This is a genomic window from Pyxidicoccus trucidator, from assembly GCF_010894435.1.
In the GTDB taxonomy this organism is placed as follows: Bacteria; Myxococcota; Myxococcia; order Myxococcales; family Myxococcaceae; genus Myxococcus; species Myxococcus trucidator.
The window spans coordinates 218,748-242,819 of the sequence record NZ_JAAIXZ010000019.1; the positions used below are offsets into that span (position 1 = coordinate 218,748).

Annotated in this window: 22 protein-coding genes and 1 pseudogene; 10 read left to right on the top strand and 13 right to left on the bottom strand. The window is 70.0% G+C overall.

What is annotated here, in order from left to right; translation table 11 throughout:
- Positions 1 to 25: 25 nt before the first annotated feature.
- From G4D85_RS38915 to sppA, 3 genes are all read left to right on the top strand, one after another.
- Positions 26 to 1,012, top strand: a complete 987-nt coding sequence (locus G4D85_RS38915; RefSeq protein ID WP_164019240.1) for a coiled-coil domain-containing protein — start codon at positions 26 to 28, stop codon at positions 1,010 to 1,012.
- 192 nt (positions 1,013 to 1,204) lie between these two features.
- Complete coding sequence (locus G4D85_RS38920) at positions 1,205 to 1,882, top strand: metallophosphatase domain-containing protein (RefSeq protein ID WP_164019243.1); 678 nt, start codon at positions 1,205 to 1,207, stop codon at positions 1,880 to 1,882.
- Between the two features lie 432 nt (positions 1,883 to 2,314).
- Positions 2,315 to 4,108, top strand: a complete 1,794-nt coding sequence (sppA, locus tag G4D85_RS38925; RefSeq protein ID WP_205525897.1) for a signal peptide peptidase SppA — start codon at positions 2,315 to 2,317, stop codon at positions 4,106 to 4,108.
- A gap of 111 nt (positions 4,109 to 4,219) precedes the next feature.
- Here the strand turns inward: sppA and G4D85_RS38930 are convergent, their stop codons facing one another.
- Complete coding sequence (locus G4D85_RS38930; RefSeq protein ID WP_164019245.1) at positions 4,220 to 4,810, bottom strand: cysteine dioxygenase; 591 nt, start codon at positions 4,808 to 4,810, stop codon at positions 4,220 to 4,222.
- A 296-nt stretch (positions 4,811 to 5,106) separates the two neighbouring features.
- On the opposite strand from G4D85_RS38930, the gene G4D85_RS50455 reads away from it, so the two are divergent.
- On the top strand, positions 5,107 to 6,192 hold the full coding sequence (locus tag G4D85_RS50455; protein WP_164019247.1) for a cyclic di-GMP-binding domain-containing protein, MshE-related: 1,086 nt from the start codon (positions 5,107 to 5,109) through the stop codon (positions 6,190 to 6,192).
- A gap of 12 nt (positions 6,193 to 6,204) precedes the next feature.
- Here G4D85_RS50455 and G4D85_RS38940 read toward each other — a convergent pair whose 3' ends face one another.
- The 8 genes from G4D85_RS38940 to rpmH all read right to left on the bottom strand — a co-directional run bounded on the left by G4D85_RS38940 (position 6,205) and on the right by rpmH (position 12,126).
- A complete protein-coding gene (locus G4D85_RS38940) occupies positions 6,205 to 6,810 on the bottom strand; it encodes a Uma2 family endonuclease (RefSeq protein WP_205525898.1) in 606 nt (201 codons plus the stop codon).
- A 75-nt stretch (positions 6,811 to 6,885) separates the two neighbouring features.
- Positions 6,886 to 8,304: a tRNA modification GTPase gene (locus G4D85_RS38945; protein ID WP_164019251.1), complete on the bottom strand. Its 1,419-nt coding sequence runs from the start codon at positions 8,302 to 8,304 to the stop codon at positions 6,886 to 6,888.
- A gap of 87 nt (positions 8,305 to 8,391) precedes the next feature.
- Positions 8,392 to 8,619, bottom strand: a complete 228-nt coding sequence (locus tag G4D85_RS38950; RefSeq protein ID WP_164019253.1) for a hypothetical protein — start codon at positions 8,617 to 8,619, stop codon at positions 8,392 to 8,394.
- A gap of 46 nt (positions 8,620 to 8,665) precedes the next feature.
- A complete protein-coding gene (locus G4D85_RS38955; RefSeq protein ID WP_164019255.1) occupies positions 8,666 to 9,460 on the bottom strand; it encodes a hypothetical protein in 795 nt (264 codons plus the stop codon).
- On the bottom strand, positions 9,457 to 11,274 hold the full coding sequence (gene yidC / locus G4D85_RS38960) for a membrane protein insertase YidC (RefSeq protein WP_164019256.1): 1,818 nt from the start codon (positions 11,272 to 11,274) through the stop codon (positions 9,457 to 9,459). The genes G4D85_RS38955 and yidC overlap by 4 nt, the downstream gene beginning before the upstream one ends.
- Positions 11,275 to 11,323: 49 nt before the next feature.
- Complete coding sequence (gene yidD / locus G4D85_RS38965; protein WP_164019258.1) at positions 11,324 to 11,542, bottom strand: membrane protein insertion efficiency factor YidD; 219 nt, start codon at positions 11,540 to 11,542, stop codon at positions 11,324 to 11,326.
- Entirely contained in the window at positions 11,539 to 11,961 is a 423-nt protein-coding gene (gene rnpA / locus G4D85_RS38970) for a ribonuclease P protein component (RefSeq protein WP_164019260.1), read from the bottom strand. Before rnpA ends, yidD begins: the two co-directional genes overlap by 4 nt.
- Before the next feature lie 12 nt (positions 11,962 to 11,973).
- Positions 11,974 to 12,126 carry a 50S ribosomal protein L34 gene (gene rpmH, locus G4D85_RS38975; protein ID WP_163993305.1) on the bottom strand — a complete coding sequence of 51 codons (153 nt, stop codon included), beginning with the start codon at positions 12,124 to 12,126 and terminating at the stop codon, positions 11,974 to 11,976.
- A gap of 332 nt (positions 12,127 to 12,458) precedes the next feature.
- Between rpmH and G4D85_RS38980 the strand changes: the two genes are divergently transcribed.
- The 4 genes from G4D85_RS38980 to G4D85_RS38995 all read left to right on the top strand — a co-directional run bounded on the left by G4D85_RS38980 (position 12,459) and on the right by G4D85_RS38995 (position 18,266).
- Positions 12,459 to 13,817, top strand: coding sequence for an AHH domain-containing protein (locus tag G4D85_RS38980; RefSeq protein ID WP_164019261.1), 1,359 nt, complete (start codon positions 12,459 to 12,461; stop codon positions 13,815 to 13,817).
- Positions 13,818 to 13,829: 12 nt separating this feature from the next.
- Entirely contained in the window at positions 13,830 to 14,399 is a 570-nt protein-coding gene (locus G4D85_RS38985) for an imm11 family protein (protein WP_164019263.1), read from the top strand.
- Between the two features lie 495 nt (positions 14,400 to 14,894).
- On the top strand, positions 14,895 to 16,247 hold the full coding sequence (dnaA, locus tag G4D85_RS38990; protein WP_164019265.1) for a chromosomal replication initiator protein DnaA: 1,353 nt from the start codon (positions 14,895 to 14,897) through the stop codon (positions 16,245 to 16,247).
- A gap of 306 nt (positions 16,248 to 16,553) precedes the next feature.
- Positions 16,554 to 18,266 carry a HEAT repeat domain-containing protein gene (locus tag G4D85_RS38995; RefSeq protein WP_240359763.1) on the top strand — a complete coding sequence of 571 codons (1,713 nt, stop codon included), beginning with the start codon at positions 16,554 to 16,556 and terminating at the stop codon, positions 18,264 to 18,266.
- A 44-nt stretch (positions 18,267 to 18,310) separates the two neighbouring features.
- Here G4D85_RS38995 and G4D85_RS39000 read toward each other — a convergent pair whose 3' ends face one another.
- From G4D85_RS39000 to G4D85_RS39010, 3 genes are all read right to left on the bottom strand, one after another.
- Positions 18,311 to 18,745, bottom strand: coding sequence for a CBS domain-containing protein (locus tag G4D85_RS39000; protein WP_164019266.1), 435 nt, complete (start codon positions 18,743 to 18,745; stop codon positions 18,311 to 18,313).
- A 57-nt stretch (positions 18,746 to 18,802) separates the two neighbouring features.
- On the bottom strand, positions 18,803 to 19,279 hold the full coding sequence (locus tag G4D85_RS39005) for a DUF2267 domain-containing protein (protein ID WP_164019268.1): 477 nt from the start codon (positions 19,277 to 19,279) through the stop codon (positions 18,803 to 18,805).
- 157 nt (positions 19,280 to 19,436) lie between these two features.
- Positions 19,437 to 19,955, bottom strand: coding sequence for a secretin and TonB N-terminal domain-containing protein (locus G4D85_RS39010; protein ID WP_164019270.1), 519 nt, complete (start codon positions 19,953 to 19,955; stop codon positions 19,437 to 19,439).
- A gap of 151 nt (positions 19,956 to 20,106) precedes the next feature.
- Here G4D85_RS39010 and G4D85_RS39015 point away from each other — a divergent pair, with 151 nt between their 5' ends.
- Positions 20,107 to 21,936: a monovalent cation:proton antiporter-2 (CPA2) family protein gene (locus G4D85_RS39015; RefSeq protein ID WP_164019272.1), complete on the top strand. Its 1,830-nt coding sequence runs from the start codon at positions 20,107 to 20,109 to the stop codon at positions 21,934 to 21,936.
- Between the two features lie 110 nt (positions 21,937 to 22,046).
- On the opposite strand, the gene G4D85_RS39020 is transcribed toward G4D85_RS39015, so the two are convergent.
- Positions 22,047 to 23,669 carry a right-handed parallel beta-helix repeat-containing protein gene (locus tag G4D85_RS39020; protein WP_164019273.1) on the bottom strand — a complete coding sequence of 541 codons (1,623 nt, stop codon included), beginning with the start codon at positions 23,667 to 23,669 and terminating at the stop codon, positions 22,047 to 22,049.
- Positions 23,670 to 23,932: 263 nt separating this feature from the next.
- On the opposite strand from G4D85_RS39020, the pseudogene G4D85_RS50900 reads away from it, so the two are divergent.
- Positions 23,933 to 24,072 (top strand): annotated as a pseudogene (locus tag G4D85_RS50900) (IS701 family transposase); the annotation flags it as partial.

Here is a 24,072-nt window from a genome sequence, read left to right on the forward strand (position 1 = left end):
GTGTCAGATTGGATTGCTAGGGTGCATGACATCCAACCGGGGAATGATCTTCGGCTGGAAGGAGGAAGAGCAGATGGCGATGGCAACAGGTGGAGACCTGCTGATCAGGCAGAGCATGCAGGAACTGCGTGAGTCTCATCTCGAGGTGCTGGCGGCGCATGCGCGGGTGGACGAGAAGCTCATCGAGGTCGACGGGAACCTGAATCAGTTCCGGCACGAAGTCTCCTCGTTGAGCCAGACCATGGGTGTGGCGCGTCAGGAGCTGACTTCGCTGAGTGAAGCCGTGGGTGCGGTGAATCAGGACCTGACTTCGCTGCGCCAGGACGTGGGTGCGGTGAGTCAGGACGTGACTTCGCTGCGCCAGGACCTGACTTCGCTGCGCCAGGACGTGGGTGCGGTGAGTCAGGACGTGACTTCACTGCGTGAGACCGTGGGGGTGCTCGACCAGAAGGTGAGCTCTCTGGGCGAGACCGTGACGGTCCTGGGTCAGACCGTGGGGGTGCTCGACCAGAAGGTGAGCTCTCTGGGCGAGACCGTGACGGTCCTGGGTCAGAACGTGGGGGTGCTCGACCAGAAGGTGAGCTCACTCGGCGAGACCGTGACGGTCCTGGGTCAGAACGTGGGAGTGCTCGACCAGAAGGTGAACTCACTCGGCGAGACCGTGACGGTCCTGGGTCAGCGTGTGGATTCGCTGGACCAGAAGATGGATTCGTTGAGTGAGTCCATGGGAGTGACGGGTCAGAAGGTGGACTTGTTGGACAAGAAGGTGGACTCGCTTGGCCAGACCATGACCGTGATGGACCAGAAGGTGACTTCGGTGAGCCAGACCAACGAAGTGCTGGGCGAAGGTCTCACCGGCCTCACGCGCGTCTTCCACTCGACCAAGGTCACCCACGAGGGGTTCTTCGAGAAGATGGGCCGCACGCTGAACATGCTCATCGATCAGCAGACGCAAGACCGAACCACGCTCGGAGACCACGAGCGCCGTCTGAGCCTGCTCGAACAAGCCTGAGCCCTCGTGCGAAGGAGGGTGGCACACCACCGCCCTCCCATCCGTGCCCCGCGGGGTGCACGCCTGTCGCCTCCGACATGGACCTCCGCCCGGCACCCGCCACGACAGCCGCTCCACGGTGTGCTTCGCCAGCGTGACGGTTAACCTGAGCCCACGGGTCCGGGCTCCACGGCCGGAACGAAGGGACACGGGATGCGGCTGGTGCTCCTCTCCGACACGCACATGCACCACGCGGCGCTGCACGTGCCCCCGTGTGACGTGCTCATCCACGCGGGTGACTTCACGGGCCGGGGACGTCGCCAGGAGGTGGAGGAGTTCCTGCGCTGGTTCTCCCTCTGCGAGGCTCGCGAGAAGGTGCTCGTCGCCGGCAACCACGACTTCCTCTGCGAGGAGGCACCTGACCTCGCGCGCGCTCTCATCCAGCAGGCCGGCGTGCGCTACCTCTGTGACGAGGAGTCCCTCGTGGCCGGGCTGCGCATCTGGGGCTCACCCGTGACTCCGCGCTTCGGAGACTGGGCCTTCAACCGCGACCGGGGTCCGGACATCAACGCCCACTGGCAGCGCATCCCCGAGGGCCTCGACATCCTCATCACCCACGGTCCGCCGAGCGGGCTGGGAGACCGGACCTGGTCTGGCATCGCCGCCGGCTGTGTGGACCTGCTGGCCCGCGTGCGCCAGGTGCAGCCCCGGCTCCACGTCTTCGGCCACATCCACGAGGCCCACGGTGAGTTCTCGCTGCCCGGACTCTCCACGCGCTTCCTCAATGTCTCCAACTGCCGGCTGATGCCCTTCGGCGTCCGCCCTCCTGTCGTCTTGGACCTGGAGCCTCGCCCCACGACGGACGGAACCCCGGGGCAGGCCCTCGGCTGAGGCGCCACCGGCCCCACCCGCCACACGTGGCACCCTGGCCCCCGCGCCGAGAACCCGTGCGGGGAGGTGAAGTCGGAATCGCCCCGCCGCCGCTTCTCCGGGGTTCCCTCCTGTCGTGCGGACGCCTGCCTGCCGTGGCCCCGTCCCTACCGGCAACGTGAGGCGCGGAGCCCCACCGTGCCCTCGCCGTGGGCCCCGGCACTGTCGCCTCGTAGCCACTGGGGAGAGGGCATGCTCCGCCTCGAAAGAGCCCCTGTCCCGGGGCCCGCCCTTCCGCCCGGCGAGGAGCCTGGGGCACGGACTCCTCCCGGGAGCTCCCGGGCCACGCCTCGGGGCCGAGGACGTGCAAGCATCGTCGCCCCGGCTCGTTAGTAGTAAGGACCGCTCGGGCGGGGCCGTGCCCTGTCTCGTGCGCACCAGGAGTCCCTTCGGATGAAACGATTTCTCATCGGCTCGCTGGCCTTCATCGGCGCGATGTCCGTCCTCTTCGTGGTGGGCCTCATCGCCCTGATGGTGCTGGCGTCGGCGAGCCGTCCGACGGTGCCATCCAGCGTCGTGCTGGAGCTGGACCTGGAGGACCCGCTGCCCGAGTACGTGCTGGGCGACTCGCTCAGCGGTGCCTTCGGTGAGGACCCGGCCACGGTGCGCGACGTGGTGGACGCGCTGGAGAAGGCGGGAGACGACCCGCGCGTGAAGTCGCTGGTGGCCCGAGTGGGCAACCCGGGCAGCCCCGCCGCCGCGCAGGAGCTGCGCGACGCGGTGAAGGCCTTCCGCGCCAAGGGCAAGAAGGCCGTGGCCTACGCGGACACCTTCGGCGAGCTGGGCAACTCCACCATCGGCTACTACGTCGCGTCCGCCTTCGACGAGGTCTACATCCAGCCGTCCGGTGACTTGAACATCACCGGCCTCTCCTTCGAGACGCCCTTCGCCCGCGACGCCTTCGCGAAGCTGGGCGTCACCCCGCGCTTCCAGAAGCGCGCCGAGTACAAGAACGCCGTCAACACCTATACGGAGCAGGGCTACAACGCTCCGCACCGCGAGGCCATGGAGCGCTTCACGCAGAGCCTCTTCGGCCAGGTGGTGCGCGGCATCGCCGAGGACCGGAAGCTGACCGAGGACGTCGTGCGCGGCCTCATCGACCGGGCGCCGCTGTTCGGCCAGGAGGCGGTGGACGCGAAGCTGGTGGACGGGCTGCGCTACCGCGACGAGGTCATGGCCGAGGTGAAGAAGGACGCGGGCGAAGGCGCCGAGCTGCTCTACGTGCACAAGTACCTGGGCCGCGCCGGCCGGCCGCACACCTCGGGAGACACCATCGCCCTGGTGTACGGCGTGGGCGGGGTGTCGCGCGGGAAGAGCCAGTCCAGCCCGCTGGGTGGCGGACAGGTCATGGGCGGAGACAGCGTGGCGGCGGCGCTGCGCAAGGCCACCGAGGACTCACGGGTGAAGGCGATTGTGTTCCGCGTGGACAGCCCGGGCGGCAGCTACGTGGCCAGCGACACCGTGCGCCGCGAGGTGCAGCGCGCGAAGGACGCGGGCAAGCCCATCATCGTCACCATGGGCACCTACGCCGCGAGCGGCGGCTACTTCGTCGCCATGGACGCGGACCGCATTGTCGCGCAGCCGGGCACGCTCACCGGCAGCATCGGCGTGTACACGGGCAAGTTCGTGACGGAGGCCTTCTGGGAGCGGCTGGGGGTCAACTTCGAGACGATTTCCGCGGGCCGCAACGCCACCATGCAGGACTCGGACGCGGACTTCACCCCGGAGCAGCTCGCGCGCGCGGAGGCGGCGATGGACCACATCTACGCGGACTTCACGAAGCGCGCGGCGGCAGGACGGAAGATGCCGCTGGAGAAGCTGCAGGGGCTGGCCAGGGGCCGCGTGTGGACGGGCGAGGACGCGCTGGCGCACGGGCTGGTGGACTCGCTGGGCGGCTACCCGAAGGCGCTCGAGCTGGCGAAGGAGCTGGCGAAGCTGCCCGCCGACGCCCGCGTCAACGTGGAGGTGTACCCGCGCAAGAAGGCCACGTCCGAGGTGCTGTCCGAGCTGCTCGGCGGGACGGGCGAGAACAGCGAGGACGACGTCACCTCGGTGAGTGCCCTGTCCCCGTGGGCGCCCCTGCTGGAGGGCGTGCGCGGCGTGTACTCGCTCGGTGCGCGGATGGGCCTGTTCGAGCAGCAGCGGGGCGCGCTCTACACCCCCATGCCCCAGGCGAGCTGGGAGTGACGTGAAGGCCCCTCGCCCGGGCGCGACGTGACGCCTCCGTGCTTCACGGACGCCCGCGCGTCTCGCCGGGACGCAGGGGCGTAGCCCCCGGACGCCGGCCGCCGCCCTGTCCTACACCAGCGCCAGGGGCGGCTGGGACTCCGGCCGGCCGAGGAGCCGGCCGAAGATGGAGTGGTAGCGCAGCTGCTGCAGGGCACAGCGCTGCCGCTTCGGGTCGAAGACGAGACAGCGCTCCACCGGCCCCGCGTAGACGTGCAGGGAAATCGCGGGCCCCTGCTGGGCGATGACGCGGTGGATGGGGGCGTCGGGGCAGCGGAAGTCCACGTGGCCCACGCCCACCGGCCCCACGACGGTGGGAGGCCCCAGCCGCGCCGGCCCCGGCTCCAGCCCCCCGGAGACCAGGCCGTAGTTCTCCAGGATGAAGGTGCCGGACTGGATGCTGAACCAGCACTCCTGCCCGTCATGGTCATGGATGGGCGAGACGGCGCCCGACTCCCAGCAGTTGATCAGCACCTCCAGGCGCGCGTCCCGGTAGACCAGGTTGCGCGTGTACCGGCCGCGGCTGAAATGCAGATACGGCTGGAGACTGGACGGCTCCACCACGAGCCCCGCGAGCCTCTCACCCACACCCAACAGGCCCGGCACTCCGCCGGCCTCCTCCCGAAGGAGCCCCACCAACGCGTCGAGGGACATGGCGCCCATGAGGGAGAAGCTAGGTAAGGCACCGACACGGTGCCTATTAGCCTGTTGGATGGGGGACGGCCGGCCGTCCGGAGCGCACTTGAGGACAGGCGTGGCATCCACTAGAGGACACCCACCGCGAGGGAGCCGCCTCGCCTGAAGGGCGGCCCCGGGTTTGCACTGTCGCGGACGCGGAACCATCTGGCGCCCGCGAGCAAACCGCGAGCCCGGTGTAAGCGTACACAGAGAGTCAATTTCCTGGACCGAAGCCGTTCCTCTCATGAGGAGCCGCCGAGGTGGGGGCCGAGGAACCGAACATGAAGAAGCGACTGGGTGACATCCTTGTGGAGCGCGGTGTGATTGATCCGCTGCAGCTCCACTCCGCGCTCGCGTACCAGCGAAAGTGGGGGGTGCCGCTGGGGCAGGTGGTGGTGGATCAGCGCTTCTGCACCGCGCAGCAGGTCCTGGAGGCGCTGGCGACGCAGGTGGGCATGCAGACGGTGGAGCTGGACTCGCAGCCGCCGGACGCCAACCTGACGTACCTCATTCCGGAGAAGGTGGCGGAGGCGCACCGGGTGGTGCCGCTGAAGCTGGAGGGCAAGGGCGGCCGGGACTCGGTGCTGGTGGTGGCCATCGCCGCGCCGGCCAGCCTGGCGTCGCTGGACGCGGTGATGAGCGTCTCCGGCAAGTCGCGCGTGGTGGCGAAGCTGGCCACGGACGCGGCCATCCGCCGCGCCATCGGCCGCATGTACCGGGGTGAGACGGGTGAGGCCGTCCCGCGCCGGCCCGGCATGGAGTCCTTCGCCCTGCCCGAGGCGGACGAGAGCATGCCCATGTTGCTGGGCGGCAGCATGGCCGAGCTGACGAACATGGAGGCCCCCGTCACCGAGCACGGGCTGCCGATGATGTCCTCGCTGGACGAGGCCACGCGGCCGACGCCGGTGCCCGTGCAGACGGCGCCCGCGCTGAAGCCCACGCCCGCTCCCGTGGCCGTGAAGCCCACGCCCGCGCCGGTGAAGCTGCCCACGCTGACGCCGGCCCGGCCGGAGCAGGTGGCGCAGGTGCTGGTGTACGGCTGGGGCGCGGAGGCCGCGGCGGGGCTGGTGCGCGTGCTCGAGGCCTCGGGTGGCCTGAAGGCGCGGGTGGCCAGCACGGAGGAGTTGCTGGCGGCGAGCGAGGCGCAGGTGGTGGTGGCGCCGCTGCCGTCCATGGAGGCGCTGGGCCGGAAGGTGCTCGCGCAGGTGCTGGTGGCCGGTAAGGTGCCTGAGACGGATTTGCCCCGGGCCCAGGCGGTGGGCGCGCGGGGTTTCCTCGCCGCGCCGGTGGACCCCGACCTGCTGCTGCGCGCGGTGCGCCGGCTGGCCCGGCCCACCGACGGCACGTTTCTCAAGCGCGCCGGCTGACCGGCGCGACCCTCAGGGTACGGCTGCCAGCAGCGTGGGCGACTCCGCTCCCTCTGGCAGCCAGAGTGAAGCCAGGTCCAGTGGCGAGGAAGTGAAGGGCTCGGCGCGCACCACCGAGTCCGACTCGTAGGAGCCGGTGAGGAGCCAGCCGCGCTTGACGCGCTGGTACACCTCCAGCGTGCGCGCGGCCGGGTCCACCAGCCAGACATGGGACACGCCCGCGCGCGCGTAGAGCGGCAGCTTGCGCGTGCGGTCCAGCGCGGCGGTGGAGGGCGCGAGCACCTCGCACACCCAGTCCGGCGCCACGGTGAGGAAGGGCACGTCCGGGTCGGGCGGAGCGGCCACGCGCTCACGGCGCCAGCCGGCCACGTCGGGGACGAGCATGTCCTGGCCCAGGTGCAGCTCGGGCGCGCGCAGGAAGCACCAGCGGCCGCTGCCGCCCCGGCGCCGGTCGAGCTGCTCACCCAGCTCCACGCCCAGCATGAAGGCCGCGCGCGTCTGCGCGGCGGTGGGGCGAGGCGAGGCCACCAGCTCCTCGTCCAGAATCTCCCCCACCCAGCCCGAGGGCAGGGCCGAGAGCATGGAGTACCGCGCCAGGGGGATGATGCCTTCCGTCACAACGCCTCCGCGAATCACCGGTTGAGGCGGGCATTCTAGGGAGCGGTCTGACACGCCCCGGTGGCGACGGGGTGACTACTTCCCGATGCAGAAACGCTGGAAGATTGCATCGAGGAGTGCCTCGGAAACGGAGGTGCCGGACACCTCGCCGAGCGCCTCCAGCGCGAGGCCCACCTCGCCGGAGACGACCTCCAGGGTGGACGCGTGTGACGCGGCGCTGGCACGGGCGAGCGCCTCGGCTGCGCGACGCAGGGCATCGGCATGGCGCTCGGAGACGAGGGCCACCGCCGAGGGCGTGCCGCCACCCCACAGGTGTCCGAGCATGGACGCGCGGAGGGCCTCCACGCCTTCGCCCGTCAGTCCGCTGACGCGCGGGCGCGACCTGGACGTGACGCCTGGAGAAGCACGGGCCACAGTGGAGTCTGGCTGCGCTTCCGTGAAGGCCCGCTGCGAAACGGCGTGAGCACCGTCACGTCCGCGCGCGTCCGCGACGTCGCACTTGCCATCCACCGCCAGCACGCGCGTGCCACCGGCCTCGCGAAGCCACGTCTCGGCCTCTGTGTCCGTGGCCCCGGGCGGCAGCACGAGCACCGACAGGTCCACGCCCGCGAGCAGCTCGCGCGTGCGGGCGATGCCGAGCGCCTCCACCCGTCCCGGCGCCTCGCGCAGTCCCGCGGTGTCGAACAGCGTGACGCCCAGTCCGTCCCACTCGACACGGGCCTCCAGCGAATCTCTCGTCGTCCCGGGCTCGTCGTCCACCAGCGCGCGGGCCTCGCCCACCAGCCGGTTGAACAGCGTGGACTTGCCCGCATTGACGGGGCCATACAGCGCCACGCGCGCACCGCGCCGCACCAGCCGCCCACGCCCCGCCTCGGAGAGCAGCGCCTCCGCCTGGGCCCGCAGCACGGTGACTCGCGCTCCCGCCTCCGCGTCGGCCCCTTCCGCCTCGTCGGGGAAGTTGAGCACGCCCTCCAGGTCCGCATGGAGCTCACGCAGCGGCTCTTCCAGCGCCCGCACGCGCGACGCCAGCACTCCCGAGAGCCCCGCCGCGGCCGCACGCACCGCCGCCTCCGAGTCCGCTGCCACCAGGTCCGCCACCGCCTCCGCGCGCGTGAGGTCCAGCCGTCCACTCAGGAAGGCGCGGCGGGTGAACTCGCCGGGCGTCGCCGGGCGCACGCGCTCATCCTCCAGCGCGCGCGCCAGCAGCAGGCTCAGCAGGCGGGGGCTGCCATGCGCCTGCAGCTCCACCACGTCCTCGCCGGTGAAGGAGTACGGCGCGCGGAAGTAGAGGAAGAGCCCCTCGTCCAGCGCGCGGCCTTGCGCATCCACGAAGGTGGCGAGGTACGCGTGACGCGGCGTGGGCTCCACGGGCACACCGGGCGCCAGCAGGCGGCCCACGTCCAGCGCGGCGGGGCCGGACAGCCGGAGGATGCCCACGGCTCCGGCGGTGGGCGCGGTGGCCAGGGCGGCGATGGTGGGGGAAGCGGACATCATGTCTGCACGGTGGGGGAACAGGGAGCCCGCGTCCACCGGGACGTCATGCGGAGCGGGGTGCCCCGCGAAGCGGCGACGGGGCCTGCGTCAGCGAGGCCCCATCGGGGGCGTGGAGCCGCGAGCGGCCTTCTCCACGGCCTCGCGGTTCTCCTCGATGTAGCGCTCCACCGCGGCGTCCTCGAGCTCCAAATCACGCAGCACGCCCGGGTAGACGAAGCGGAAGGCAGGGGAGTCCTCGTCTCCCCGCAGGCGAAAGCTCATCTTCAGCACCGCCGCGCCATACAGCTTGTCCTTGAGAGCTTTCGCCTTGCCCATCCCTCGTCTCGCTTCCGGCGACCCGGCGTGTGTGGCGCGTGCGCGCTCACTCGTCGAAGTCGTCCTCGTCGTCGTCCGGCAGCAGGCTCTTCTTGGGCAGCGGAGCCGGCTTGTCCGGAGTGAACACCACACGGCGGTTGCGGCCTTCGCCTTCCACCGTCGCCTTCAACCCTTCCATTCCTTCTACTGCCCTGAGGACGCGCGCGCGGTCCTCCAGCTTCATCGCGGCCAGGGCGTAGAACCGTCCCAGGCTGGCTGACTTCCCCGCGAGCTGGCGGGCCGCCTCTCGCAGCGCCGCGTCCTCTTCCACCGTCACCGTGCGCTCGTCCGTGTCGGCCCGGGGTGCCGGAGCAGGCCGGGAAGCGGGAGCCTGCGCGCCCCGCTGGGGGGCCTTCGCCGGAGCCTGCGCCGGAGCCGCCGCCTGGGGAGGAGGCCGGGGCGCGGCGGGCGCCGGGGACGCCGGAGCCGCCGCCGCGGGAGGCTGCGCCGCCTGGGGCTCCCGACGCTGCCGGGGCTCCGGGTGGGCACCCGCGCCGAGCACCACCCAGCGCCGCTCCACGCCGGGCCGGTGCATCATCTTGTTCAGCAGGAACTGGAGCGAGTCCACCACCTGGCTGCGCCGCCCGTTCTCCACGCCGGGCGGAGGGCCCGCGTCGAAGTGGAGCGCCACGGAGAGGCTGCCATCCGCGGCGTCCTGCATGTCCAGCCGGGCCGGGAAGCCCATCAGCCCGAGGATGTCGCCGAGGAGCTTCTCCACGCGCGGCCGGAAGTCGCTGGAGGCCGCGCCGCCGGAGGCCGGAGCCTCCGGCGCCTGCTCAGAACCCTGCTGCTGCTCGCTCACTTGCGTCTGCCTCCCGCCGCCACCACCGCTGGCGTCCCGCCGCCCTTCTGGGGCCCGTTCCGGTCCAGCCACTTCCGAAGCCCGTACTGCTGGGCAATGGAGAGGATGTTGTTGGTGAAGATGTAGAGCGACAGGCCCGCCGGGTACTGGAGCAGCGTCGCCGTGAAGACGATGGGCAGGAACCAGGTCATGATTTTGGCCTGGGCCGCATCCATCATCTGCGGCTGCATCTTCTGGGTGATGACCATGGACACGCCCAGCGCCAGCGGCAGCAGGTACGTGGGGTCCTTGTACGTCAGGTCGCGCCAGATGGGGCCGAAGAAGGGCTCGCCGTAGATGTCGAAGCTGTTGCGCAGCGCCGTGAAGAGCGCAATCCAGACCGGCATCTGGATGAGCAGCGGGAGGCACCCGCCCAGCGGGTTCACCTTGGCCTCCTGGTACAGCTTCATGATTTCGAGGTTCTGCTGCTCGCGGTTGTCCGCGTGCTTCTTCTTTATCTCCTCCATGCGCGGCTGGAGCTTCTTCACCTGCTCCATGCTCACCATGGACCGGTAGGTGAGCGGCAGCAGCACCATCTTCACCACCACGGTGAGCAGGATGATGGCCACGCCCCAGTTGCCGGTGAGGCCGTGGAAGAACTTCATGACCGCCAGCAGCACCTTGCAGATGACGGCCCAGATGCCGAAGTCGACCGTGTCCTCCAGCCTGGGGTGGAAGGCGGCCTCGCCCAGGCCCGCGGCCTGGCGCAGCCCGGGGCCGGGCACCACCGCGAGCAGGTCCGGGTCCTTGGGGCCCAGGTAGCCGCCGAAGCGCAGCGTCACCGTCTCACCCGCGGCCACGCTGAGCGGGAAGGACGCCGTCACCTGCCGCGCGGTGGGCGTGGCGGTGAAGGTGCAGTGGCCGGCGCGAGGGCCCTCCAGCGGGTAGAGCGCGGACACGAAGTACTGCTGGTCGATGCCGAAGAAGTGCACCTGGCCCTTGCTGTCCTCGGCGTCGGGCGGGTCCTCGCCCGGGCTCATCTTCTGGAGCGAGTCGTTCACGAAGCAGGCCGAGCGGCTCAGGTTGCCCACGCCGCCGAAGAAGGACGGCGCGTGCTCGAAGTTGGGGTCCACCGCGCGGCTGTAGTGCACCTGGAGTTCGCCGTTCTGCGGCTGGCCGGAGGTGTTGCGCACCTGGATGCTGTACGTCAGCTCGAAGCCCTCGTTGGGCCACTGGTACGTCTTCACCACCTCCCACGGGCCGCGGCGGCCGGTGAAGGTGATGCCATTGGCGTTGCCACCCGCGCCCTCCGTGACGGCGTAGCGCGTGTCGGCGGGCAGGGGGCTGGAGCCCAGGATGGAGATGGACATCGGCAGGGGCTGGCCCGGCACCGGCTGCGCCACGTTCATCTGCGGCGCGGGGGGAATCTCCTTGCCGATGAGCTTCTGGAAGCCCTGGGCGATGCTGAGCTCCTGCTGCTCGCGCATCTTCGTGCCCTGGAGCACGGCCGCGGTGAGGCCCGCGCCGTCCGAGCTGAAGCTGTAGTGCACCTCCTGGCGGGCCAGGTCGACCTTGCGCTCGGGCAGCGCCGGAGCGTCGTTGGCGGCCACGGCGGTGCCGCTGCCGTCACCCGGCGTGGGGGCGGCGACGGGGGCCGTGCCGGCATCGGCGGGAGCGGCGGCGACGACGCCCGCGTCCGCGCCCTCGGCCCCGGTGGGAGTCGGCTGGGGAGCGAGGAAGAAGGTGTAGAAGGCGGTGGCCACGAACGAGAGGGCCAGGGCGACCAGCAGTCGCTTCTGCGAATCGTTCGACTGGGGCGAGAGCGGATCGTTCATAGACTCCCCCCTCCGAGAGGGAGAGGGCGGCAGGGGGTGGAAGACCCCGTCACGGCACCGGGTCGATGCCGCCGGGGTGGAAGGGTTGGCAGCGCATCAGCCGCCAGGCGGTGAGCCAGGAACCCTTGAGGCCTCCGTGCTTCTCCAGCGCCTCCATGGCGTAGGTGGAGCACGAGGGGTGGAAACGGCACACCTTCGGCAGCAGCGGCCCGAGGAACTTCCGGTAGAACCGGATGGGCAGGGAGATGACGAAGGCGAGCGGGCTCATCTGGGAGGCTCCTTCGGCTTCGTCTCCGCGGCCGGCGGGAGCCGCTGCAGCTTACGGGTGACACCGTCGAAGGCACGCGACAGCTCCGGGAAGGACGCGTCCTTCGCGGACGAGCGCACCACCAGCACCACGTCCAGGCCGGAGGGCCATTGCGTGCGGCGCTTGCGGAACAGCTCGCGCAGCACGCGCCTCAGACGCGCACGCACCACCGCGTTGCCCACCTTGCTCGACACGGTGAGGCCAACACGGGAGTACGTCCGGCCATTGCGCTTGATGAGGGCCAGGAGGCAATCGGAAGGGACCTTCTGGCCACCTTCCTGTACCTCCAGGAATTCGCGCCGTTGCAGCAGGCGCAGGGCCTTGGGGAAGCGCTGGTCTGCCGGGCCTGACTGGCCCGGCGTCGCACCCTCGGCCCTCACAGGCAGACTCGCTTACTTCTTCGCGGCAGAAACGACGAGCCGCTTACGGCCCTTGGCGCGACGGCGCTTGAGGACGTCACGGCCGCCCTTGGTGGCGTTCCGCTTCCGGAACCCGTGGGCGCGATTGCGGCGGACCTTCGACGGCTGGTACGTGCGCTTGGACACGGCTCTAACTCCTTGATGATGACGGCGGCGCCTCCTACCGCTCCGGCGCGACCTGAACTAGGGAAAGGGGCGGGTCCGTAACCCTCTTTCCGGGGTAAGTCAACGTTGGATCACCTCGACCTTTCCCAGAATCCGTTCCGGCCCGTCCAACAGCCCGGGGCATGTGGGTGTATAGAGGTTTTGGTGTCCGTATAGCCTGGACGGCCGCCGGAGCAACGCGCGGTGCGGGAAGTTTAATCGCGCGTGTTGCAAGTGCCTGTTTGCTGGGCGCTTTTTCGCGGCGCCTTGTGTCCACCACGTGGTGCCTGATCAGCACCCGCCGGGAAACATCCATGACAGTGCGTTGGGTCATCCCCGTTCTCTGGTTACTCCTGGTCGGTTCAGGCTGTTCGACGACCCGCGTCGTGCGCCTCGACACGGGCCAAGACTCCTTCGTCGTCACCCCGCGCGAAGAGGACGGAGCCGAGTTGGAGGAGGCCGAACTCGCCGACGAGGAGTTCGAGGAGGCCGTGGTGGAGCTGGCGAGGGACGTGCGGCCCTTCCAGAACCCCATGCGGGAGGCGCGAGCGCTCTTTGGCGTTCCCTCCCGAAGCGGGGTGTACCAGTACGAGCACCGCACCCGGCGGCTCATTCCGCGGGGGGACGAGGACGAAGACGGCCCTCACCTGCTGGAGTCCTATGCGGACGAGGAGCTGACGCGCACCTACGGGCAGTGGTGCTCGCGGAAGCAGCAGCCCGGAGACTGCCTGCGCCTGTTGGACGAAGGCCCCCTGCTGGCCAGTGACGGCAAGTACACGCTGGCCATCGCCATCGCCATGGACTCGGTCTGGGAGGAGACGGCCGAGGCCCTGGAAGACATGGCCGACCCGCAAGCCATCATGGCCACTGTCACGGCCTCGGTGACCATGTACCTGCTCCTCTGGGCGCTGCCCGAGCCGGTGAGCAAGGGCCTGGCCGCCACCCTGACAGCCGTCGCCATCGCCTACCTGGGCGTGGACACGGTGTGGCGCCTGCTGGACGGGTGGCTGACGCTGGTACGCGAGGTAGACCGGGCCACCACCTTCGAGCAGCTCAGCGCGGCGGGTGAGGCGTACGGCGCAGTCCTCGGCGAGAACGCGGCGCGCGTCTTCGTCATGCTGGCCACGGCCGCCATCGGCAACACGGCTGGGCTGGCGGCGAAGGCGTCAAGGCTGCCGGGCTCGGCGCAGGCGGCGCTCGCCGTGGAGTCGCAGGCGGGCTTCCAGTATGCAGCGGTGGGCAGTGTGCAGTCGGTGGCGGTGACGACCGAGGGTTTCACCCTCGCGCTCGCGCCCAACGCCGTCGTCATGGCGAACCGGGGGATGAGCAGCGGGGGCTCGACCAAGAAGAGCCAGGGCCACCATCTGGCCACGGACAAGAACAGCGTCTCCTCCGCTCGTGGCGGGCCCTGGACGCCGAGGTTCGAGAAGCTCTTCCAGAGGGCCGGGATGGAGCTGAAGGACCCTGAGAACATCGTCGATGTCCCAGGACACAAGGGGCCTCACCCGCAGGCGTACCATGAGCTGGTCTTCAGACGACTGCGGGACGCGGCGAGTTCATGCCGCGCTGTGGACGCATGCCGCAAAGCGCTGACAGCTGAGCTCGGGAAACTGACGAAGGAAGCTGTAACACGGGGGACAGAAATCAATAGGCTCCTGACCCGGGGCAAGTAAGAAAGAACGACCATGCCGCCTCGGTTCTTCGAACTCGCCGAAAACGTCCGAGCTGGATACTGGTACTTGGGGGACCCCCTGGACGAACGCGGCCAGGAGGTGGAAGACCCCTGGGTGTATACGACCGGGCGACCCATCCGGGCCGAAGGTCATCTGACCATCCCCATCGACGAGCCAGGCAGACCGTTGGACTTCTCCACGGCGGGCGTGGGCGCAACTCCCATCGTCCACGTCAGGGTGGCGTCCATCTTCGCGGAGCTGGCTCCCAACGACGTGCAGCTCATCCCCGTGGACCTCAAGGGCCATCCGGACCAGTACCTCATCCTCGTGGCCACGAAGCTCGTCCGCTGCATCGACGACAAGGCGTCCCGCGAGGTGCTGTACTGGAAGCCGGAGGACGAGCGGCCGGACAAGCTCGGCAAGTATCGCTCCGTGGCTGGCATGCGAATCGACCGCACCAAGGTGGGCGGCGCCAAGGTGTTCCGCACCTGGGGCTGGGATGTTGCCCTCATCGTTTCCGAGGACATCAAGGCGGCCCTGGAGCGCGCGAAGCTCACGGGCGCGAAGTTCACGGAGGTGTAGCCCACCTCATCCGCCGGGTGCTCGGCTTCACCGAAATGCCTGCTCGGCATCCCCGGAATCGGTGCTCGAAATGCCCGGAATGCCTGCTCGGCACCCCCGGAATGGCTGCTCACCATGCTCCGGAGTCGTTGCTCACCTTGGCCCGGAATCGGTGCTCGGCTTGCCCCGGAACACGCAGGAACACGCTTCGGGGTGAAAGGACGTTGTGGCCTTCCAGGCCCGCCGACCCGGGGGGCGGGCGGGGAGACAGCGGGGGCCTGGTCCTTTTGCGACCCGTACCGCGAGTCCGGGTGGATGATCCGCCCCCCAGCGCTTGGGGGGAGGGGCGTGAGTGGCTACTACCGTGGCGGGTCGGCATGCCCGTTGCCGATCACCCACGTCCGGAAAAGCACGTGGAGATCCGCCGCGTTGGGCCGGTTCCTTGATCGACTTGTGAGCGTCTGTTAGCACGGCCGAACGCTCGCAGGCCCCCCGCTTTGCACGGTCGAGACACACTTGAACGCCCTCGCTCACGCTACATCTCCGCTTCCAAGTGCCGGAATTATCTGGACTCGGATGCTCGAACAGATCCGCCGGGACAAGTTCGACTATGCCCTGAGGTGGCTGGAGCGGATGCGCCCGCTGGAGATCCGCGAGGGGGCCCTCGTCATGGGCGTCCCGGACCGCTTCTTCCGTGACTGGGTGGATGATCACTACCGCCCCATGCTGGATGCACAGCTGGCGCGGCAGGGCGAGGGGCTCGTCACCATCGCCTATGAGGTGGTGGAGGGTCTGGAGCCCGACCCCCACTTCCCACCCACACCGACAGTCAAGGCGAGCTCGACGCGCCCGGGGCGGCTGAACTCGCGCTTCACCTTCGACACCTTCGTGGTGGCGGACAGCAACCAGCTCCCCGCCGCCGCGGCCATGGCGGTGTCCGACAAGCCGGGCCACGCCTACAACCCGCTCTACATCTATGGCGGCACGGGCCTGGGGAAGACGCACCTGCTCCAGGCGGTGGGCAACCACATCTGGGAGAGGGACCCGTCGCAGCGCGTCGTCTTCCTCTCCAGCGAGCAGTTCACCAACGAGTACGTGGAGAGCGTCCGCGAGCACCGGATGGGGGACTTCCGGCGGAAGTTCCGTGAGGAGTGCGACGTGCTCCTCATCGACGACATCCAGTTCCTCGGCAAGCGCGAGGAGACGCAGAAGGAGTTCTTCTACACCTTCAACACGCTCTACGAGATGGGCAAGGCGATTGTCCTCACCAGCGACACGGTGCCGGCGGAGATTCCCGGCCTGGAGGAGCGGCTGCGCAGCCGCTTCACCATGGGGTTGCTGACGGACATCCGCGAGCCCTCCTATGAGACGCGGGTGGCCATCCTCCAGAAGAAGGCGGTGGCGGAGGGGCTGGACCTGCCGGACTCGGTGGCGCACTTCATCGCCAAGCACATCCAGAAGAACGTGCGCGAGCTGGAGGGTGCGCTGGTGAAGCTGTCGGCGGTGCACAGCCTGACGCGCCAGCAGGTGACGGAGGAGTTCGCGTCGGAAGTGCTGCGCGACATCCTTCCGGCGCAGCGCTCGGTGGACATCGAGGCCATCCAGCGTGAAGTCGCCCGCTTCTACAAGGTGACGGTGGAGGCGCTGAAGGAGGACCGGCGTCACAAGGCCCTGGCCCACGCGCGGCAGGTGGCCATGTACCTCAGCCGCAAGCTGACGAAGAGCTCCTTCCCGGAGATTGGCGCGCGCTTCGGCAAGGACCACTCCACCGTCATCTCCGCCGTGCGCAAGGTGGAGGGCCTCCGCGACACCGACACGGTCGTGCAGCGCGAGCTGGCTGAGTTGGAGCTGAAGCTCGGCGGGAGCTGAGCCTCCGCACCCGAAGCGCCGGGCCATGACGCAGCACGTCCGGTGTAACGGGTTCCCCTCAGAGTCCGGAAGGCCCTACTCCCTCCGTCACCCGGATGCGGGGCAGGTACGACCAGGAATGTATCGGGCGCACGTATTCCGTGTGTCGTGACCCCTCGCGCGAAGAACCTGCTGTTGTTGCTCGCCATCCTGGCGGCCGGGGGCATTTGGCGCGCGAGTGACGGAACGAACGGACTCACAGGGCCTTCCACTCCAGGGACACCACGACTCCGAGTGCCTCCGGGTGAAGGAGTCGTCCGGCAGGGAGTGAAGGGCACGCAGCGCGTGCTCACCCCGGGCCAGCGCCACCGCTACACGTTCGACCTGGACACGCGGACGACCGAGGACACGGAGACGGGCCGGAAGACAGTGCACACCGGCTGGGGTGGCGAGCTCGCCCTCACGTACCTGGGGAGCGAGGGCGGACACCACCTGTTCCAGGGGCAGCTCGTCCCCTTGCGGGTGGAGGCGGAGACGGAGGAGACGCCGGTGGTGATGAGCGCCGAGGCCCGGAGAGGACTCCAGGCCATGTTCGAGCGCCCCGTGTACGTGGCGCAGGACGCTCGGGGCAGGGTGCTGGCGGTGCACTTCGACCCGGCGCAGGACGGACCGACGCGGCGCTTCGTGCGCTCGCTGCTGGCGGCGATGCAGTTCGTGGCGGAGGAGGGCGCCCAGTGGAGCACCGAGGAGACGGACACCACGGGTGACTTCGAGTCGGAGTACCTCGCTGGGGGCAGCGCGAACTCGTACACGAAGACGAAGCGGCGCTACCTGCGGGTGGCGGCTCCTGGCTCGCGCACTCCGGCGCCCGTACCCCGCCTGAAGGGGCACCTGGCCTTCACGCTCTTCGCGGACGGCCACGTGAAGGAGGCGGCGGGCTCGGACGTGGTGGAGACGGGAGGCGAGGGGACGGGACGCCCCCAGGTGCGCGCGGAGACGCGGGTGGCGCTGACGAGCGTGAGCGTGGACCACCAGCCTCTGTCGCTGAGCGACTTCCGGTCAGTGCGGTCCACACTGCGGGCGGAGCGACTGACGGCGCCCATGGAGCGCACCACGTCCTCGGTGGACGGGAAGCTCGTCGATGGGGCGACGCTGGACGCGCTGCTGAAGCTGCTGGCTCGCGAGCCACGAGCGCGGGACTCGACCCGTGAGAGGCTGGCGGCGCTGTTCCGTCTGGAGCCGTCCGAGGCGGAACACGCGGCCCAGCGGGTGCGGCAGGGCGAGTCCGGCGCGGCACTGGCGGAGCTGCTGGTGGAAGCGCTGGGGAACGCGGGCACTCCCGAGTCCCAGCGAGCGCTGGCCTCGGTGCTGGAGGACGCGCGCACACGGCCGGAGACGCTGGCCAACGCGGCGCGGGTGGCGGCACGGCAGGAGCGCCCCACCGTCGAGCTCGCCGAGGCCCTGGACCGCGTGGTGGAGGAGACTCCAATCCTCGAGGTGCGAAACCTGGCGGCGCAGGCGATGGGCTCGCTGGTGAAGGAGCTGGAGCCGAGAGAGCCGGGACGCAGCCGCGCGCTGCTGGAGGGGATGCTGGGGCGCTGCCAGTCGCGGCGCGTGGAGCTCGTCGTCTGCCTGAAGACGCTGGCCAACGCGGGCTCGCAGCGCGGACTGGCCTACGCGAGGTCCGCGCTCCTGCATCCCGCGCCCATGGTGCGAGGGACAGCCACGGAAGCGCTCCGCTCGATTCCGGGGGCGGAGGCGGACGCACTGCTGGACCAGGTGCTGCTCGGAGACCCGAGCCCGCGTGTCCGGACACAAGCGGTGGCGGCCATCTCCCAGCGGGTGTCCGGCCCGCACCTGCGGGCGATGGCCACGGCGCTGCGCGCGGATTCGAGCGAGCAGGTGCGCATGGAGGTGGTGCGCGCGCTGGGCAGCTGGAAGGCCGTGGACGAAGTGGCGACGGCGCTGCTGCGGGACGTGGCCGACAACGACACGTCCGAGCGGGTGCGGCGACTGGCCACGTCCATGCTGGCGAGATAGGGCGCGCGGAGGGAGCGCCATGCGAGCGCTCCCGTCCAGCCGCGTCAGTGGGTGGAGGGATGCGACGGCTCGGAGATGGACTCCAGCGTCTCGCCGGCCTCCTGGGCGTCCATGGCCTCCGAGATGTCCCCCAGCGAGATGATGCCCACCAGCCGCTTCTCGCGATTGACCACGAGGAGGCGGCGGATCTGCTCGTCCTTCATCTTGCGCGAGACCTTGGAGATGTCTTCGTCCTCGTAGACGTATTCCACCTGGTCGGTCATCGCCTTCGACACGGGCGTCTTGGCGGGGTCCATGCCCTGCGATACCGCCCGCACGACGATGTCCCGGTCGGTGATGATGCCCGTGAGCTTGTCGTTGTCACACACGGGCAGCGGGCCCACGTTCAGCGTGCGCATCTTCTCCGCGGCGTCCTTGAGTGAGCTGTTGGGGTTGATGATTTCCACGTCCTTCGTCATCACATCCTTCACTGACTTCATCGGGAGGCTCCTTCCTTCGGTTGGGGGTTGCGGTCCTCCGTCGTGGGACGGTGGGGCTCAGGCCTCGCGCGCCCACAACGCGCGCAGGTCCGCGGGGAGCTGGCCCATGACGTCCTCGGCCTCACCCTCGGAGATGTGGTCGCGCACCGTGGCGAAGACGGCGCGGCTGAGTCGCTCCGCTTCATTCGGAGTGGTGTCCAGGTCCTCGGACACCATGGTGAGGAACTGCTCCAGCTTGAACTTGCGTGGCGCCGTGCCCTGGTGCCGTGGGCACCGCTGCAGCAGGTCACGCACCTTGTGTGGAAGCTGGGCCTCCAGGTGCTTCACCTCGTCGTTCATGAGGCGCTGTTCGAGCAGGCACAGCACGGACTGCGCCGCCTGCTCGGCCCGCTCGCGGCCGATGTTCGCCTTCGACTCCAGGTCCCTCAGGAAGAGGACATACGTCTGCGTGGTGCGGGACTCGCTCCGCTGCGCGCGCAGGTCCGGGGCAGCACCCCGTCGCTCCTGCTCCTGCCCCTCGCGCTCGTTCGCCATGTTGGGCCTCCCTTTCCGTGGCTCCTTCTCCCCATGAGCGTGGGCACCGCGAGGGCGGCAGGCACCGCCTCACCCCTGGGCGCCGGGACGACAGACCAGGAGCCGAGCCGTGGCACGCATCCACCCCGAGGGTGGAACAGGGAGGGACGGCCCCGCGTCAGGGCACCGCCACCGGCTCCACGTCGGTGATGATGAGCGTGTTGGTGCGCGCATCCACGCTGACGCTCCCGCGCGGAGAGAGCTGGGCCTTCACATGCGGCACCAGGTCCGACGCGAGCGCGTGATTCACCGGGACGAAGTACGTGCGCAGCGGGGCCTCTTCCTGGCGCGCCTGCTTCAGCTTCACGCGCAGCTCGGCCTCGTCCTTGAGCTTGCGGAGGGGCGCCACCCGCATCACGTTGCCCTGCAGCTCACGTCCCAGGCCGTGCGAGGAGAGCACCGTCTCCAGCGCCTGCCCCCACGGCACGTTGCGCAGCCGCAGCGTCACCGTGCCCTGCACCTCGTCATCCACCACCAGGTTCAGCCGGCCCAGGTCCGCGAGCATGCGCAGCACGTCGTGGATGTCCGCGCGGACGATGTCGACGGTGACGCGCTTGCCCTCCGCCTTCGGCGATGCGGCGAGGGCCGGCGCGCCCAGCAGCGCCAGCGCGAGCACGGCGGCTCGGGCTCTGGACATGGAAGGAACCTCCGGTGTGACGACCCGAGCATAGCGCCGACAGGCCCCGCGCACCCCTGCCCGGGAGTCCAGGTGCACTTACCGGGACGCCTATCGCGCGGGCACGCGCTGAGCTAGGAGGGCAGGCCGTCCGCCTCCCCCAGGTGCTCCCATGGCCGCCAGCTCCGAGGACCCCCTCCACTTCCAGGCGCTCATCTTCCTGGGCGCGGCCGTCGTGGCCGTGCCGCTGTTCCGCAAGCTGCGCCTCGGCTCCATCCTGGGCTACCTGGCCGCGGGCCTGGTCATCGGTCCGTTCGGGCTCGGACTCTTCTCCGAGTCCGCCTCGGTGATGCACGTCGCGGAGTTCGGCGTCGTGCTCTTCCTCTTCGTCATCGGCCTGGAGCTCAACCTGTCGCGGCTGTGGGCCATGCGCCGCGACATCTTCGTGCTCGGCACGGCGCAGGTCGTCCTCACCGGCCTGCTCACCATGCTCTATCCGCTCCTCGTGGTGGGGCGCCCGTGGCAGGCCTCACTCATCGCGGGGCTGGGCCTGTCGCTGTCGTCCACGGCGCTCGTCATGCAGCTGCTGGGCGAGCGCGGGGAGGTGCAGCAGCCCCACGGGCAGAAGGCGTTCGCCATCCTGCTGTTGCAGGACCTGGCCATCGTCCCGCTGCTCGCGCTGGTGGCGCTGCTGTCCCCGCAGGACTCGGCGGGAGGAGAGCCGGCGTGGCTGTCCGCGGCGAAGATGGTGGGCGGCGTCGTCGCGGTGGTGCTCACGGGCCGCTACCTGCTCAGCCCCTTCTTCCGGGTGCTCGCGAGCGCGGGCGCCCATGAGGTGATGACGGCCGCCGCCCTGCTCGTCGTCGTCGCGGCGGCCACGGTGATGACGTACGTCGGGCTGTCCGCGGCGCTCGGCGCATTCCTCGCGGGCGTGCTGCTCGCGGAGTCGAGCTACCGGCACGAGCTGGAGGCCGACATCGAGCCCTTCCGGGGCCTGCTGCTCGGCCTCTTCTTCATCACCGTGGGCATGACGGTGGAGCTGAGGGTCATCGCGCGGCACTGGCCCCTGCTGCTCGGGGCCCTCGTCACCGTCACCGTCATCAAGACGGGGGTGGTGTATGGGTTGATGCGGCTGCTCCGGAGCGACCACGAGGTGTCCATGCGCACCGCGCTGCTCCTGCCCCAGGGCGGCGAGTTCGGCTTCGTCCTCTTCGCCACCGCGGTGTCGGCCGGAGTCATGGCGCAGGAGCAGGCCACGCTGCTCGTCGCGCTCGTGACGCTCACCATGGCGCTCACGCCGCTGCTGGCCGTGCTCGCCCCACGGCTCGCCCGCACGCGCGCGAGACCCGAGCGCAAGGAGACCTTCGAGGGGGTGCGCGGCTCCGTGCTCATGATTGGCTTCGGGCGCTTCGGCCAGGTGGCCAGCCAGCTGCTGCTCGCCGAGGGCGTGGACGTCACCGCCATCGACAACGACGTGGAGATGATTGAAGCCGCCGAGCGCTTCGGCTTCCGGGTCTACTTCGGCGACGGCACGCGGCTGGACGTGCTGCGCGCGGCGGGCGCGGAGCGGGCCCGGCTCATCTGCGTGTGCGTGGAGAAGAAGGAGTCCGCGTCCCGCATCGTGGAGCTGTGCCGCACGACGTTCCCCCTCACGCCGGTGTACGCGCGCGCGTTTGACCGCGTGCACGCGCTGGAGCTGCTGGAGCACGGCGCGCACTACCAGCTCCGGGAGACCTTCGAGAGCGCCATCGCCTTCGGGCGCGCCGCGCTGGTGGGACTGAGGCTGCCGCCGGAGCGCGTGGCGACGGTGGAGGAGGACGTCCGCCAGAGAGACCGCGACCGCTTCGCCCTGCAGCAGCAGGGCCGGGACTACAGGGCAGGCAACGACAAGCTCTACACCCGCCCCGTCCCGCGTCCCGAGCCGTTCATCCCTCCCCAGCGGCAGGCCGTCTCGCTGAACCTGGCCCCGAGGGAGGACGAAACCTCCGAGAAGAAGAAGTAGGGCGGGGAGCGCCAGTGCCCTCGCCGGCCAGCGCCAGCTCTACGAGCTTCGCGCTGCTGGAGCCGGGGCAGGCGCGCGTCACCCCGCCACGATGAGGTCCGCGTCCCACGTCACGGAGGACGCGGCCCCGGCTGCGGCCTCCTCCCGGAGCGAGTCGTCCCCACGGGCGTCCGGAGCCGCAGCGTCACCGCGGGCGGAGGCTCACCGACGCACGACTCCAGGAACCCCAGGTCGGGACCCACGCCGCAGAACACCCCGTTGCCCGGGAGCCCCGGGTCCCCACCATTGCGCGCGGGGGAGTTGGCGAGCGTGAAGTAGTCATTGTTGAGCGGGTCCTCCACGAAGCGCGGGTCCGCGACGCGGCTGAGCGCATCCTGCCCGCTGCGCCTGCGCCAGCCCTCCAGCGTCGTGTCCTGCCCGTCCACCCGGAAGGTGATGGCCACGCCCGGCCGGAACGTCAGGTTGCGGTCCGACACCAACCCCTTCAGCCCCGCCCACTTCACGTCGAACGCGCGCGGCGTGTCGTGGACGATGTTGCCCATGACGCGCAGCCCCTCCGCGGGGCCATGGTCTCCGTCGCCAAGCTTGAGACCCCCCACCGGCAGGGACGCCAGGGTGTTGTGGTACAGCCGCACGCGCCGGCTGGTGCCCACGCGCAGCCCGTCCCCGCTGCCCCCCTTCTCCGTGGTGCCGTTGAACACCAGGTTGCGCCGCACGATGACGTCCGTGACGGGCACGTCCCAGATGAGGTTGCCGCCGAGCGACAACCCGCGCCCGCTGTTCCACACGCGGTTGCCCTCGATGAGGATGCGGCGCGCGGAGTAGTGCACCACCATCGCGGCGCCCTGCGGCGCGGTGCTGGCCGGGCGGTAGCCGTAGAACTTGTTGCCCCGGATGGTGACGCGGTCACACGTCTTGATGTCGACGGCGTTCTCCCGGTCCTCGTGGAAGCGGTTGCCCTCCACGGTGATGTCGATGGGGATGTTCGTGCCCGGCGTGGTGTCCGGCCCCTGGCACTGGAACGAGTCACCGCCGTTGCCCCAGGCCTCGTTGCCCTGGATGAGGATGCGCGCGCTGTCCGGCTGCACGAGCAGACCGTGGCTGTCCTTCGACGCGCCCCACCGATAGTCATGCACCTTGTTGCGCAGGAAGCCGATGTCCGCCGCGCCGCCGTAGAACGTCACCGCGGCCGGCCCCTGGCCACCCGACACCCGGCTGCTCCGCACGACGACATGCCGCGCACCCTGGAAGCGGATGCCGTGCGCCTCCGAGCCCGCCGCCTGGATGTCGAAGCCGTCCACCACCCAGTAGCTCCGGGCGATGCGCAGCATGGGGCCCGTCTTCCCGTCGCCTCCACGCAGCACGGGCTTCGCGCCGGGAGCCGCCAGGAGCTGGATGGGCGCCTCGGGCTCGCCATCTCTCGCAATGCCGCCGATGTCCACCCGCTCCCGATACGTCCCGTCATGCACCCACGCCGCGTCCCCCGGGCGCAGACGGGACACGGCATGGCGGAGCGTCCGCCACGGCTGCGCCTCCGTTCCGGGGTTGCCGTCATTGCCTTCCGTGGAGACATGGAAGACGCGCTGGGGCTCCCGCAGCGCGAAGGACAGGTCTGGCCGCACCTGCGCGCCGATGCCCACGTCCGTGTCTGGCGGCGGCTGCGCCAGGGCCGGAGCCGCCGCGAGCAGCAGCAGCGTCCAGCAGGTTCTCAGGGTGATAGTCGTCCAGCGCATCCCCACCTCCCACGCACGAGCACGGCGTGTCCCAGACGGAAGATGGGCCGGGGCCTTCACGACGGTACGAATGACGAGAAAACCGCCCGCCCTCTCTCATGGAGGGCAGGCGGTCAGGGAGACGCTCGGAAGCGAAGGCGCCGCGACTAGCACTACTGCGTTAGGGGTATGCGGGGGAGCGAGCGACTGAGGGCTGCGCGCCCTTGGCTACCATTGCGTTGTGCGCCCGGCGTCCTACTCATGAAGTAGGTATGGACTCCATCATGAATGCCGCTGCCGTGCAGCGGCTTGAGAGGTACTTCCAGCGAATCGGCGACGTGCTCGGCGAGGAGAGCCGGCGTGGCTCGTTCGCCCTCTATGCCATGGGCCTGCTGGGAGACGGGGAGCGCAAGAGCGTCGAGCC